Here is a 13,129-nt window from a genome sequence, read left to right as displayed (position 1 = left end):
TCCATCTATTGAATGCGCCTAGCTTCCCGGTTCAGTCGCTCGGCTGCAAGCGGATAGAAGACTCGCCTTGGCTTTGACACCGCGTTGTATCGCAGCAAATGGGGGAGATGGGCGTCGAGCTGAAATGCGGTGGTGTTAAAAAGCTGTTTGAAGCGAGGCTTAACGATCTCGTTACACCCTTCGTCAGTCTTGGAGAAACGACGACTCCGACCGGGGCCGTTCAGTGAGCCGATATGGCGATTCACTTCCCCATTACTGCCAGATGAATGTCCTGCAACGGCAAAATCCGCTTCGCTGCGCCCAGTTTGATGGCTTCCTTGGGCATGCCGAACACCACGCAACTCGCCTCATCCTGGGCAACGGTGGCAGCCCCGGCGTCGAGCATTTCCTTTAGCCCTCGGGCGCCGTCATCGCCCATTCCGGTCATGATGATGCCGCTGGCGTTCTTGCCTGCGAATTTGGCAACCGAGCGAAACAGTACGTCCACCGAAGGTCGGTGGCGGTTGACCAAGGGACCATCGACCACTTGAACGTGGTAATACGCGCCGCTACGGGTTAACAACATGTGTTTGCCACCCGGCGCGATTAAGGCCAATCCAGGCAGCACGCGGTCGTTGTGCCGGGCTTCACGTACTTCGATCTGCGAAATGCTGTTTAGGCGTTCGGCAAAGGCGGCGGTGAATTTCTCGGGCATGTGCTGAACGATGACGATGCCGGGACAGACCCGTGGCAATGCCGTCAGTACCGCTTCAAGCGCTTGGGTGCCACCGGTGGAGGTGCCGATTGCGACGATTCGTTCGGTGGTGTGAGGCATCGCGTGGCCGTTGGCAGCAGACAAAATCACGTCGGCGCTCAATTTGCCGGCCGGTTCCAGGCGCGCAGTGGTGGCGCGTTTGCCGAGGTTCTTCACGTTTGCCGTGGCCGCCGCGCGAATCGCTGCGATGAGTTCGGCGGAAGATTCGAGGAGGAAGTTTTTCAGCCCGCTCTTGGGTTTAGTGATGATTTCCACTGCGCCCGCCGCGAGGGCCTGCAAGGTAGTTTCCGCGCCTTTTTCAGTCAACGACGAGCAGATCACCACCGGGGTAGGCCGCTCGGCCATGATTTTTTTCAAAAACGTGATGCCGTCCATGCGCGGCATTTCCACATCCAGCACGATGACGTCGGGCCATTCACGGGCGAGCTTGTCCATGGCGAAGATGGGGTCAGAGGCCGATGCCATGACTTGAATGTCTGGCGTGCTCTCGAGAATGGCCAGTAGGACTTGCCGCACCACGGCGGAGTCATCGACGACCAGTACCCTTATTTTTTTCATCATTGCCTTCAGCTGTTTTCAATGAGGTGTGCCTCACCCAGACGTGACCGCTCCAGGTGTCGAAGATGAGGGTGCGATGCCCAAGGCCGCCCAGGTCCTGGCTTTTTGGGGTTAACCCCGATTGCGCGGCAAGCTCATGGGCAGCGGCCACGTTCATGTGGGCCACGTTGCTGCCCATCAGGTCGCGGCGTTGCTCAGGGAACATTTCGCCGCCACCGAATAGCTTGAGTTGATACTCCTCAAGCGTTGTCTGGTGGGCAACTATCTCCTGCTGGAACAGCGCTAAGGCTTCGTCAACGTATCTCCCGTCAAGCTCGGCGCCTCGTCGCGCCCGATACGGCAGCATGCAATGGCACAGGCCGCCGATGTTGTGCACCGGGTGCCACAGGATAATGGCGATACAGGAACCGAGCAGGGTACGCATCCGTGCAGGCCCGCTGCTGAAATGGAATTGACCGGGGGCCAGGTAAAGGTCAATTGCGCCTGGGGGCGTATTCATGGTTTACGGTAAATGGACGGCGTGACCATTTTCAGCGCGTCGCTGACGCCGTTGAGGCTTTCCGAGTGACTGATAATCAAGTGCCCTCCGGGTTTGAGCAGGGGAAAAATCCGGGCGACGACCTTGCGCTTGGTGTCCTGGTCGAAATAAATCATCACGTTGCGCAGGAAGATCACGTCGAATTCACCCAGGTTGGGCAGGGCCTCGTTGAGGTTGACCTGAATGAAATTGACCCGATTGCGCAGGGCTTTTCCGATGAGAAAGGTCCCGTCCTGACTGCCCGTACCCTTGAGGCAATATTTCACCAGCAGCGGTTGGGGCAGGGTGCGTGCGCGCTCCATGGGGTAGTGGCCGTTACGCGCCGTGAGCAGCACTTGGGTGCTGATGTCTGAGCCGACTACTTCCCACGGCGTAGTGCCCAGTCCTTCGGCGAGGGTCATCGCCAGGCTGTAGGGCTCCTCTCCCGATGAGCTTGCCGCGCTCCACACTCGGAAAAGCTGTCCAGGCCGAGCCTTGGTAAGTACCTCTTGGCGCAGGAAATCAAAGTGCTTGGGTTCGCGAAAAAAATAGGTTTCGTTGGTGGTCAACAAATCCAGCGCGATTTGCAGTTCAGGAGTGTTTTGGTTGCCCATGATCAGCGTGAAGTAATCGCCGTAACTGTCCAGTTGGTAATGCTTGAGGCGTTTGAACAAGCGGCCAGCCACCAAGGCCTTTTTCGCTGGCGACAGGTTGATCCCTGAGGTGCGGTAAAGCCAGGTTTGAAACTGATCGAACTCGCGATCATTCAGGGATGCGGTGGTCAGCATGACGGTCCTTGCCGGGTTTCATTGCGGATCGACGGTGGCATCGGCTTGGGCACCGGCAAGCCTTGACATCTCGTCGATGGACAACACGTTATCGACCTCTAATACGATGACGAACTTGCCCTCGACCTTGGCCATGCCGCTGATAAAGTCGGCCCGCACCCGGGCGCCAAAGCTGGGCGGCGGTTCAATCTCTGCCGCTGGAATTTCCAGCACCGCGCACACGGTGTCCACCAGCAGGCCGATGTCTTGCGATTGGCCGTCGTCGGTGTTGGCTTCGATAATCACCACGCAGCTGCGGCGGGTGGTGCCTGAATTCTCCCGCCCGAAACGCGCCGAGAGGTCAACCACCGGCACCACAGCGCCCCGTAAATTAATCACCCCGCGAACGAAGGCGGGCATCATCGGCACGACGGTGAGGTGGCCGTATTCGATGATTTCCTTGATGCCAAGAATGCCGATGGCAAACATCTCGCCACCGAGCATGAAGGTCAGGTATTGCGCCTCCTCGGCAACGACAGCGGTGGTTTGCCGGGTGGTCATGATTGAGCCCATGCCTTTTTCTCCAAAAAATCTAACCTATGCAGCCTTCATCAGAACCGGGTGAATTCGGTTTCGTCAGGGCCAGTCGTTTGCTGGGCAAATGACCGGTTGAGCGGAGTTTGACGAGGCTGTTTACGGCCTGCACTAGCGCCGTTGATCGCAGGCTTGGTGGCCCCGCGTACGGTTTTACTGCCCTGTGACGAAGCATCCAGGGTAAAGAAACTCATCGCTTGTTGCAGTTGCTCGGCCTGGCTGCTCATCTCTTCGGCGGTGGCCGCCAGCTCTTCGCTGCTGGAGGCGTTCTGCTGTGTCACCTGATTGAGCTGGGTCATGGCAGTGTTGATTTGCGCAACGCCTGCGGCTTGTTCTTCAGAGGCGGCGCTGATTTCCTGCACCAGGTCCGAGGTCTTGTTGATCGAGGGGACCATTTCGTCCAGCAACTTGCCGGCGCGCTCGGCCAACTCGACGCTGCTGCCAGACAATTCACCTATTTCCTGTGCGGCCACTTGGCTGCGTTCGGCCAGTTTGCGGACTTCGGCAGCAACCACGGCAAAGCCTTTGCCGTGCTCACCCGCCCGTGCGGCTTCGATGGCGGCGTTCAACGCCAACAAATTGGTTTGATAAGCGATGTCATCAATGATGCTGATGCGCTGGGCGATTTTTTTCATCGCCACCACGGTTTGCTGCACCGACTGACCGCCATCGGTGGCTTCCTTGGCCGCTTTGCTGGCCATGCCGTCGGTGACTTTGGCGTTCTCGGTGTTCTGATTGATGCTGGCGCTCATCTGTTCGATGGAGGCGCTGGTTTCTTCGACGCTGGCCGCTTGTTCGCTGGTGGCCTGGCTCATGGACTGGGCAGTAGCACTGACCTGTTCCGAGGCGCTGGCCAGGTTGTCAGCGGCATTGCGCACTTCACCAATGATGTGGGAGAGCTTGCCGACCATGTTGTGCATGGCGTTGAGCACCATGCCGGTCTCGTCTTTCGAACCTGGTTCGATCTTCGCGCTAAGGTCGCCTTCCGACAGTTGGCTGGCAACGCTGGCGGCCAATCGCAAGGGGCGGGAAATGATTCGCGAAATGAACAGCGCCAACAGTAAGCCCACTACCAAGGCGATGATCAACACGGAAATGATCGATATACGGGCACTGGCGTAGAGATCGTTGCCGTGCTGATTGGCAGCGGCGGCACCGTCGTCGTTCATGAGTACCAGTTTTTCCAGGTCCCCAAGCACCGCATCGTAGGTGCGCTTTGAGTCGCCTCTGAGAATGACCTTTGCGTCTTCGACGGTATTTTGCCGTGAGGTATCAAACAAGCTTTTGCTGGTGACGAGGTAGGCTTCCCAGTCACTGCTGAACGTGAGGAAGAGGGCGCGCTCTTGCGGGTTGGAGATGAGCTTTTCGTAAGACAGTCGGCGCGCGTCCATCTCTTTTCTAACCTCGCCGGCTTCTAATTCCATTTGAGTTTTTTCAGCCGCCACGTCGGTGAGAATATGCCGAGCCTCTTTGATGCGGTAGTTGGCAGCGTAGAAACGCATGGCCGAAGCTGCGCGCACAGACGGCATCCAGTCGTCGCGTATTTCGGTGGAGGCGTTATTGACCAAGCCCAGTTGAATGATGGAAAAAACGCCGATCAGCGCTGTCAGCGCGAGCACCACCAGAAACGAGGTGATCAGCTTGGTCGCTATCCTGAGATCGTAAAACCATTTCATTGGGTGATTCCTCCGTGCGCAGTTCGGATGCCGGCTTGGCGAGTGCGTGCGTTCAAATGTGGGGTTGTTGAGGTATGGCGAGTTTCAAGCTGTACGATTTGCGCGAGCAGCGCCGGTACGTCGAGGATCAACGCAACGGCGCCACTGCCAAGGATGGTCGAGCCGCTGATACCGCGTAGCGTGCTGAACAGTTTGCCGAGAGGTTTAATGACGGTCTGGAACTCGCCCAACAGGTCATCCACCACCAGCCCGGCTTTGTGCTCAGCGCACCGCACCACCACCACGTTTTCCCGGCGCACCGGTTGGCCGTCATGGTTGAAGTGATCGCGCAGGTAAACCAGCGGCAACACTTCGCCACGCAAGTCCAGGTAACTGCTGTCCCGGGCCTGTTGGCGATTTTCTTCACTGAGTTCGATGCATTCTTGAACCATGTCCAAGGGAATGACGTAACTCGCTTGGCCAATACCGACCAGGAATCCGTTGATGATTGCCAAGGTCAGGGGCAGGCGGATACGAATGAGCGTGCCTTGACCGGGCTGGCTGTCGAGATCGACCGTGCCGCGCAGTAAGGTGATGTTGCGTTTGACCACGTCCATGCCGACGCCACGTCCGGAGAGGTTGGTAACGGCCTCTGCAGTGGAGAATCCAGGCTCGAAAATCAGGTTGTAGATTTCCTGATCGGTCAGGGTTGCAGAGGCGGGGACCAAACCCCGTTCATGGGCTTTTTGCAGAATGCGGTCGCGGTTCAGCCCTGCGCCGTCATCGGCAATTTCCAGGACGATGCTGCCCGAGTCGTGGTACGCGTTGAGGTGCAGTTGGCCCTTGGCCGGTTTACCCGCCGCCAGCCGTGCTTGGGGTGTCTCGATTCCGTGGTCCATGGCGTTACGCAGCAGGTGCATTAACGGGTCGCCGATTTTCTCGACCACGGTTTTATCCAGTTCGGTGTCGGCGCCGCTGATGAGTAAGTCGATGTCCTTACCCAATTCCTGGCTGACATCGCGTACCACTCGCCGAAAGCGATTAAACGTGTCACCGATGGGGATCATCCGCAGGCGCAACGCCCCGTCGAGTATCTCCTCGACCAGCCCGGACACCACCGATGTAGATTCCTGTAGCGGACCGTTGTGGCTGCTGCGGGCCAACAGGCTGGTGCCGGCGCTGGCGATGACCAATTCGCCGACCAAGTTGATCAGTTCGTCCAATTTGTCGGCGTTGACACGAACGAAGTTACCTTCTTTGACCTTGCTCTCCTGCAGGCTGCTTTGCTTGATCAGCGCCGATTGCACCACGACGGGTTCAACCGTGCGCTGTTCAATGAGAATTTCGCCCAGCGGCACGTTGTTTTCGCCGGGCGCGTTGGCGATTTGCAGTTGTGTGGCAAGGCCGCTTTCCAGCTCGTGCAAAGTCAATGCCCCGCAGCGGGTAAGGATCTCGCCCAGACGTGCGGGGCCCTCCGGCAGTGTGTCGATCAGTTGCAGGTATTCTTCGATGCGGCTGTGCGGGGCCAAGATATGGATCACGCAGTCATCACGTACGAAGTCGAAGGCTTCGGCAATGGCGGTGCGGGTAGCGTCTGAGCGGAAGTCGATTTCAAACCCCAGGTAGCAGCTCTCGGCATCCAGCTCATCTAACCTAGGCATGGCGTCGGCCAGGGTCGTGATATAGACGATTTCACCAAGGGTATTGAGGTAGCGCAGGAACGACAGGGGGTCCATGCCGTTACGGAAGACGTTGCTGCCAAAGCGCAGGGAAATGTGCCACAAATCGGAACTGACGGAGGTGTTATCCGTCACCACCTGAACCGTCGACGCTTCGGCCGCTGACGCACAGACCGAAGCGGTTTTTTGCGGAGTGTCCTGATACGCCTGCAATCCTTCACGCAGGCCTGTTTCGCGATCAACGGCTGCAGCGCTCAGGTCACCGCCTTGGCTGGCTACGACTTCAACCAGTTCAAGCATGTGGTCAGCGCATTTAAGCAACAGTGCGATCAACGCTGCATCGGCCGCCACCGCGCCATCTCGAAGCCGGTCCAACACGTCTTCGACGATATGGGTAAAGCCGACAATGGGCATCAGCCCGAACAAGCCGGCGGAGCCTTTGATAGTATGCGCAGCACGAAAAATCGCACCAAGGGTGTCGCTGTCGTCGGGTTGATTTTCAAGACGCAGCAAAGACGTTTCCATGTCTTGAAGCAGTTCCCGGGCTTCAACGATGAACGTCTGTTGCGCCTGGTCGAGGTTAATCGTCACGATAAAGTCCTTTCCACTCCGATTATTCGTATTTTTCTTATCGGTCACTTGAGCGTCAGTGGCTGTTGGCCGCCAGCACCAGCGGGTCGCCAAAATAGGCCGCCAAGTCACACAATTCGAAGGTGTCGAGCACTGCCTGGCTGTGTTTGATCAAGCGCAAGGGGCGACCGGATTGCACGGTTTCGCGCTTGGCGAGCATCAGCAATTGCAGGCCTGCGCTGTCCATTTCGGTGACGTGGGACAGATCAATTTCAAGGTCGCTGGGCGGTGTCAGCAGCGGCAATAGCTGGGTCGCAAGTTCGGCGGCGGTGTAGATGGTCATCTCGCCCTCTATCCGCCAATGCGCAATACCCGCGTTGGTGTCGTGAATGATCGGCATGGCCGCTATTCCTCAGGGCATGATCAGTTTGGCGACGGCCGCGAGCATTTGCGCGGGCTGGAAGGGCTTGACCACCCAGGCGCGTGCGCCGGCAGCCTGACCTTCGGCCTTCTTCGATTCCTGGGATTCGGTGGTGAGCATGATGATGGGGGTGAACTTGTAGTGGGCCAGCTTCTTCACTTCTTTGACGAAAGTGATGCCATCCATGTTCGGCATGTTTACGTCGCTGATGATCAAATGGACTTTTTGACCGGTCAGTTTGCTCAGAGCGTCCTTGCCGTCACTGGCTTCGATGACGTCGTAGCCAGCACTTTTTAAAGTAATGCTGACGACTTGGCGGACACTGCTCGAGTCGTCGACGACCATTACGTTTTTAGCCATTATCCAGCTCCTAGAAAAAAGTGATTTCAGCGGTGGTTGCAGGCTTTGCCCCGGGCGATGCGGTGCCGCCACGGTGGTTGTGGCGTTGTTCGTCGGTGGCGTAGGTGAGTTCCATTTCAGCCAGCCACGCACCTGCGTCGATCTCAGTGGGCTGCCCCGGTGTTTTTCGTGACGCCTGAAGCTGGCCGTGCAATGCCTGCATGTTGTCGCGCACGTGGGCGAGGATCTGGCTGACCCGGTCTTGGAACTGCAAGCTGACCAGCACTTCGGTCACCTCGTCGTGAATGCCGACACTTTCCTGTTGTAGCAAGGTGGCCGAGTCCGACAGACGCCCGGTGATGCTTTTGAAACGTTCAAGCACCCGCTGGATGCTGGTTTCGGAACTGGCCACAGAGTCGTTGTCATGGTCGGAGCTGCTGGAGGCTGCCTGGACCAATTGGGTGATCGCGCCATTGATGATGTCGACCTTGGCCGACATTTTCTGACCGGTTTCGCTGGATTGGCTCGACAGCGTGCGCACGGCATCGGCCACCACCGCGAAGCCACGTCCTGCTTCCCCGGCGCGGGCTGCTTCGATGGCTGCGTTCAGGGCCAGCAAATTGGTTTGTGCAGCAATCGCCGCCACTTCGGCGGCCATGGTGCGCAGCTCGCCGGTGTACGCGGTGAGGTTGCGAACCTGCGCCAGCATCTGATCACGGCTGTGTTGGCTGGCTCTCAACGAGTCAATAACCTTGATCAGCTCGACGTCACTTTGCGCCAGCACCTCGAGTGCGCCGCCGCCAGCTGTGCCCGACAAATTACCTGCCGCCGATTGGGAGGCGTTGACGGTTTCCTGCAACCGGTTGGAAATAGCGTTGAAGCGGTTGCTTAACTCCACAATCGCCGTTTCGGTTTGCTGACGTGAGCTTTCCACTTGCTTGGCCCAGATCGGTACTGCTTGCATACACACCGCTTCGAGACCGCTGACTGCTGCCGAAGACTGCTGCAACTCAATAGCCGCATGATCTGCGCTCAACGCCTGAGCAACGGAATCGGCGACTAAGCGGCCCTGTCGACCGGCGCTCCAAAATCCGGCAGCCAGCCCGGCCAACATCAATCCAGCGCTGAGTAACACTGGCAGCATCTGCGGGCCTGCCAACGTCAAGAGCGCGGCTGCGCCGGCAATCGACATCACGCAGGGCAGCCAGCAAAAACCGATCGGGCGAAGAGGGGAGTGGGCGAGTTCGGCGTACTGCGGGCTGGAAGGCATGTCTCATCCCTGAACGTTGGATTACGGGTGGTGGCTAATAGCTATATCTGCCGACTGGTTCGCAACTTTAACCCGACGGTCAGATAAATGGCGTCATTATTTTACTGACTACGCCGAATGGACTAGAAAATGCCAGAAAGGTTGGTCCAAAGGCGATTCGTTGAAATAAATCTCTCGAAAAATTGACTGATTAGAGCTGTGAGGAATTATTTGCCCTCAGTTCTTGACATGGCAATCGAACAAGTCCAAAATTGCGTCCATTCCTGATGTGGGAATTTAGAAAAACCTATAGATTTCAATGAGTTGAGAGATAGATTAATGTCTCTTCTTCAACTCGAAGTTGTATGCGTTTAGTGTCAGTTGTAGGGACACTGTACGTTTGGGGCCGAGTAGCAAAATGGTTATGCTGCGGATTGCAAATCCGCCTACGCCGGTTCGATTCCGACCTCGGCCTCCATCATAAACAAGCTCCGTAGATCCATGATTTACGGAGCTTTTTTATTGGGCTTATCTGCAAGATTTTGTCGCACCTTGCTGGCCCAGTAAACTTGCTTCACCGAGAAGGGATGTATATATTCCCTGCTCTTGGCGCTACCGCCCGAATGGCGAAATTGGTAGACGCAAGGGACTTAAAATCCCTCGTTCGTAAGGACGTGCCGGTTCGACCCCGGCTTCGGGCACCATTTAAATCAAGGGCTTACGTGCGTTCTCGCAGGTAGGCCCTTGTTGGTTTTGTTGCCGCAATTATGGAATGTTGCCGCAATTCGCTATTTTGTCGATGTGACTCTCTTCCCTTTGCGGTTGCGAATGTACTGCTCAGTCATGGCGACGGTGGTATGGCCAAGCTGGTCCATAGCCTGGCGAATGAGGCTATCGACGCTGAGCTGACGGCACTCCAGCCGGCTCCGGCTCCATCAGAGGTGCGCCAGAAACCAAAGCGCGCACCGCTGCCGCCGCAGTTTTCCACGCACCGTTATTCATCACGAACTAGAAAACACTCAGTGCACTTGCGGTTGCCAGCTTCAGCGCATCGGCGAGGACGTCAGCGAGAAGCTCAATTACACGCTGGGAGTGTTCACCGTTGAGCAACATGTACGTGGAAAATGGGCCTGCCGTCAGTGTGAAACGCCGATCCAGGCACCGGTGCCGGCCCAGGTAATCGACAAAGGAATACCTACCCCAGGTCTGCTAGCTCATGTGATGGTAGCGAAATTCGCCGACCACTTGCCGCTGTACCGGCAGGAGAAATCTTTGGCCGTGCCGGTTTAGCTATCGCCCGCTCGACGCTGGCGCAATGGGTTGGACAGACCGGCGTACAACTTCAGCCACTGGTTGATGCCTTGCGAGAAGTTGTTCTAGCCCAACGAGTCGTCCAAGCCGACGAGACGCCGGTACAGATGCTCGCACCGGGCGAGAAGAAAACCCATCGCGCCTATGTCTGGGCTTACTGCACCACGCCGTTCTCGGCGGTTAAGGCTGTGGTCTATGACTTCAGTCCGAGCCGTGCGGGTGGGCATGCGCGTAACTTCCTAGGCTCGTGGAACGGTAAGTTGGTGTGCGATGACTTTGCTGGCTACAAAGCTGGCTTCGAGAAAGGCATGGTCGAAATCGGCTGCATGGCCCACGCCCGCTGCAAGTTTTTCGATCTGCACATCGCGAACAAAAGCCAGTTGGCAGAACAGGCACTGCACTCGATTGGTGGCTTGTACGAAGTTGAGCGCCAAGCCCGCGACATGAGCGATGAGGATCGCTGGCGAATACGGCAAGAAAAAGCTGCACCACTGGCGAAAACGCTGCACGACTGGATGTTGGCCAGCGCGATCTTGTGCCCAATGGATCGGCAACAGCCAAAGTTCTGGATTACAGCCTCAAACGCTGGGTAGCGCTAACGCGCTGCCTGGAAGATGGGGCTGTGCCCATAGACAACAATGCAGTCGAAAATCAGATCCGGCCATGGGCACTTGGACGCTCGAACTGGTTGTTTGCCAGGTCGCTGCGCAGCGGAAAACGGGCGGCGGCGATCATGAGCTTGATCCAGTCGGCGCGCATGAATGGACATGATCCGTAAGCTTATCTGAAAGATGTCCTGACGCGGCTGCCGACGCAGCAGGCGAGTAAGATTACGGAGCTGCTACCACATAAGTGGTTGGCAGTTTAACTACGCAAGGCGTGATGGCCGGAAGTAGCTGGTGCCGATAAGCGGCCTAATTAATGAGGTACACCGAAGGTGCCTGTCCCAATACCCGGCGAAACATGGTCGCGAACGCGGCGGGGCTTTCATACCCCATTTCTAGGGCAACGGTGGTGACGCTGTGGCCGTCGGCCAGTCGTGAAAGTGCCAGAACGACGCATGCTCGTTGACGCCATTGCCCAAAGCTAAGGCCGGTTTGTTCCCGAAAAAGGCGAGTGAATGTCCGCACACTCATGAATAACGAATCAGCCAGTTGTTGGGGAGACAGGTTGATATCCGGCGTCATCAGAAAGGTTTGACAGCTTGCCAGCAACCGCTCATGTGTGGGCATAGGGATATGCAAAGGGAGTTCGTTTGCACGTTGTATTTCGTGCAACAGAAGACTGATCACCACGCCGTCTCGACCTTCCTCTTCGTACTCATAAGGCAAATCCACGGCCTCCTGAAGCAGATGGCGCATCAATGCGCTCACCTCGATCACTTGGCATTGCTCTTGATTGATCAGTGATTCGTCGGGCTCGATGTACAAACTGTGAGTCGTTACGCCAATAAAGAGCACTTCATGGGGTACCTGCGGCGGTATCCACACCGCGCGTTGGGGTGGCACCACCCATGTGCCAAGGCTCGTAGTTACCTGCATGACGCCTTTCGATCCATAGAGCAATTGAGCGCGCCGATGGCTGTGCATCGGTAGACGATGCCCAAGGTCGTAGTCTGTGCTGATAGCCACAACGTTACGAGGGGTGGAATCTAGAATGGCGATGGAAGCATTGTGCATCGTGATGATCCATGAGGCTTTGGCCGAAACGAAAACACGGTTGGCTTGTTCGCTAAGGTCGTCCAGGCGCCGCATCACTAAGATGCCTGCTCAATAAACATTGAGCAATGGAAGATACTGGATGAGCCTTTTGATCCTCGCAGCCTTTGGCTGCTTGACTGGAGTGACCACTGTGCTGTTCGGGTTCGGCGGCGGCTTTGTGGTCGTGCCGCTGGTATATCACGTGTTGATTTCCGGTCACAGTCCGGGCGAGCCTGGTTATGACTCTGCGATGCAAATCGCGGTGGCCACTTCAACGGCCGTTATGGTGATCAGCGCATCGATGGCAACGTTCAAACAGCATCGGGCTGCAAAACTTGTTCATGGCTACATCTGGCCGCTGGTAGGTTACATCGCACTTGGTTCGGTGGCTGGAGCATTGCTGGCCAGTGCAATGAGCAGTAACGGTGTCCGGATAGCGTTCATGGTTTACCTGGGGCTGACCATCGCGGACTGCCTGTTTCGCGAGGGTTTTTTACAGAGCGCAGGTCACACCAAAAGGACTGTGCCTGCGATACCTATCAAAGGTGTCACTATCGGAACGGTTGCTACTCTGCTGGGCGTAGGGGGCAGCGTTATGACCGTGCCGCTAATGCGCAGAGCCGGTTTGAGCATGGCTCAATCATCGGCACTGGCGAACCCTTTGAGCATGCCAGTAGCGCTAATAGGATCGCTGATGTACGCAGTTACCGGGCAACTCGAAACGGCGGGAATTAACAGCGGTTTTCTGGGTTACATCTACCTCCCCGCATTTGGCTTATTGACCGTCGGTTCGTTGATCGGCGTTCGCCTGACACTACCTTTTGCAGGGAGGATCCCGGACAAGCTGCATGCACACATTTACGTTGCGCTGCTCATACTTGTCTTGTTAGCGCTTGGTATCAGTTAGCTGAAGGCTACAAAAGGCTGCCTTGCGACACAGGATAGATGACTCGGCCGGTCGTTTACGCTTAATTTGCCTGCAAAATCCGTTCAACGCTTATTCAAACCAAGGCAG

The 13,129-nt window shown here is 56.8% G+C and carries 10 protein-coding genes, 2 tRNA genes and 3 pseudogenes; 4 read left to right on the top strand and 11 right to left on the bottom strand.

Features of this window, described 5'->3' with window-relative positions; translation table 11 throughout:
* Positions 1–241: 241 nt before the first annotated feature.
* The 10 genes and pseudogenes from RHM59_RS05115 to RHM59_RS25370 all read right to left on the bottom strand — a co-directional run bounded on the left by RHM59_RS05115 (position 242) and on the right by RHM59_RS25370 (position 8,563).
* Entirely contained in the window at positions 242–1,315 is a 1,074-nt protein-coding gene (locus RHM59_RS05115; RefSeq protein ID WP_322170036.1) for a chemotaxis response regulator protein-glutamate methylesterase, read from the bottom strand.
* Positions 1,281–1,811: a chemotaxis protein CheD gene (locus RHM59_RS05110; protein WP_322170039.1), complete on the bottom strand. Its 531-nt coding sequence runs from the start codon at positions 1,809–1,811 to the stop codon at positions 1,281–1,283. The genes RHM59_RS05115 and RHM59_RS05110 overlap by 35 nt, the downstream gene beginning before the upstream one ends.
* Positions 1,808–2,617 carry a protein-glutamate O-methyltransferase CheR gene (locus RHM59_RS05105; RefSeq protein ID WP_322170043.1) on the bottom strand — a complete coding sequence of 270 codons (810 nt, stop codon included), beginning with the start codon at positions 2,615–2,617 and terminating at the stop codon, positions 1,808–1,810. Before RHM59_RS05105 ends, RHM59_RS05110 begins: the two co-directional genes overlap by 4 nt.
* Before the next feature lie 18 nt (positions 2,618–2,635).
* Positions 2,636–3,169, bottom strand: coding sequence for a chemotaxis protein CheW (locus RHM59_RS05100; RefSeq protein ID WP_322170046.1), 534 nt, complete (start codon positions 3,167–3,169; stop codon positions 2,636–2,638).
* Between the two features lie 38 nt (positions 3,170–3,207).
* Entirely contained in the window at positions 3,208–4,866 is a 1,659-nt protein-coding gene (locus tag RHM59_RS05095) for a methyl-accepting chemotaxis protein (protein ID WP_322286100.1), read from the bottom strand.
* Positions 4,863–6,629: pseudogene (locus tag RHM59_RS05090) on the bottom strand (chemotaxis protein CheA); the annotation flags it as partial. The pseudogene RHM59_RS05090 and the gene RHM59_RS05095, both read right to left, overlap by 4 nt.
* A 93-nt stretch (positions 6,630–6,722) precedes the next feature.
* Positions 6,723–7,115: pseudogene (locus RHM59_RS25375) on the bottom strand (Hpt domain-containing protein); the annotation flags it as partial.
* A 55-nt stretch (positions 7,116–7,170) separates the two neighbouring features.
* Complete coding sequence (locus RHM59_RS05085; protein WP_322286098.1) at positions 7,171–7,494, bottom strand: STAS domain-containing protein; 324 nt, start codon at positions 7,492–7,494, stop codon at positions 7,171–7,173.
* A gap of 12 nt (positions 7,495–7,506) precedes the next feature.
* On the bottom strand, positions 7,507–7,875 hold the full coding sequence (locus tag RHM59_RS05080) for a response regulator (protein ID WP_322286097.1): 369 nt from the start codon (positions 7,873–7,875) through the stop codon (positions 7,507–7,509).
* A gap of 10 nt (positions 7,876–7,885) precedes the next feature.
* Positions 7,886–8,563, bottom strand: coding sequence for a methyl-accepting chemotaxis protein (locus RHM59_RS25370; protein WP_416195080.1), 678 nt, complete (start codon positions 8,561–8,563; stop codon positions 7,886–7,888).
* Between the two features lie 944 nt (positions 8,564–9,507).
* On the opposite strand from RHM59_RS25370, the gene RHM59_RS05070 reads away from it, so the two are divergent.
* From RHM59_RS05070 to tnpC, 3 genes and pseudogenes are all read left to right on the top strand, one after another.
* Positions 9,508–9,581, top strand: a tRNA-Cys gene (locus RHM59_RS05070).
* Between the two features lie 139 nt (positions 9,582–9,720).
* Positions 9,721–9,807: transfer RNA gene (locus tag RHM59_RS05065), tRNA-Leu, on the top strand.
* Between the two features lie 186 nt (positions 9,808–9,993).
* A pseudogene (gene tnpC / locus RHM59_RS05055) lies at positions 9,994–11,282 on the top strand (IS66 family transposase); the annotation flags it as partial.
* A gap of 46 nt (positions 11,283–11,328) precedes the next feature.
* Here tnpC and RHM59_RS05050 read toward each other — a convergent pair.
* Positions 11,329–12,093 (bottom strand): helix-turn-helix transcriptional regulator, encoded by a 765-nt coding sequence (locus tag RHM59_RS05050; RefSeq protein WP_322286667.1) that lies wholly within the window; start codon positions 12,091–12,093, stop codon positions 11,329–11,331.
* A gap of 121 nt (positions 12,094–12,214) precedes the next feature.
* Between RHM59_RS05050 and RHM59_RS05045 the strand changes: the two genes are divergently transcribed.
* On the top strand, positions 12,215–13,021 hold the full coding sequence (locus RHM59_RS05045; protein ID WP_322170060.1) for a sulfite exporter TauE/SafE family protein: 807 nt from the start codon (positions 12,215–12,217) through the stop codon (positions 13,019–13,021).
* Positions 13,022–13,129: the final 108 nt, after the last annotated feature.

This window comes from Pseudomonas sp. MH10, from assembly GCF_034353045.1.
Classification (GTDB): domain Bacteria; phylum Pseudomonadota; class Gammaproteobacteria; order Pseudomonadales; family Pseudomonadaceae; genus Aquipseudomonas.
Note: the sequence above shows the minus strand (reverse complement) of the source record. Positions and strands in the feature narration are given on the sequence as shown.

Excerpts from the sequence above, each read along its gene's own strand:
- RHM59_RS05100 (WP_322170046.1), bottom strand. The coding sequence starts at position 3,169 with ATGGGCTCAATCATGACCACCCGGCAAACCACCGCTGTCGTTGCCGAG.
- RHM59_RS05085 (WP_322286098.1), bottom strand. The coding sequence starts at position 7,494 with ATGCCGATCATTCACGACACCAACGCGGGTATTGCGCATTGGCGGATA.
- RHM59_RS05095 (WP_322286100.1), bottom strand. The coding sequence starts at position 4,866 with ATGAAATGGTTTTACGATCTCAGGATAGCGACCAAGCTGATCACCTCG.
- RHM59_RS05115 (WP_322170036.1), bottom strand. The coding sequence starts at position 1,315 with ATGATGAAAAAAATAAGGGTACTGGTCGTCGATGACTCCGCCGTGGTG.
- RHM59_RS05110 (WP_322170039.1), bottom strand. The coding sequence starts at position 1,811 with ATGAATACGCCCCCAGGCGCAATTGACCTTTACCTGGCCCCCGGTCAA.
- RHM59_RS05105 (WP_322170043.1), bottom strand. The coding sequence starts at position 2,617 with ATGCTGACCACCGCATCCCTGAATGATCGCGAGTTCGATCAGTTTCAA.
- RHM59_RS05050 (WP_322286667.1), bottom strand. The coding sequence starts at position 12,093 with ATGCACAATGCTTCCATCGCCATTCTAGATTCCACCCCTCGTAACGTT.
- RHM59_RS25370 (WP_416195080.1), bottom strand. The coding sequence starts at position 8,563 with ATGCTGGCGCAGGTTCGCAACCTCACCGCGTACACCGGCGAGCTGCGC.
- RHM59_RS05045 (WP_322170060.1), top strand. The coding sequence starts at position 12,215 with ATGAGCCTTTTGATCCTCGCAGCCTTTGGCTGCTTGACTGGAGTGACC.
- RHM59_RS05080 (WP_322286097.1), bottom strand. The coding sequence starts at position 7,875 with ATGGCTAAAAACGTAATGGTCGTCGACGACTCGAGCAGTGTCCGCCAA.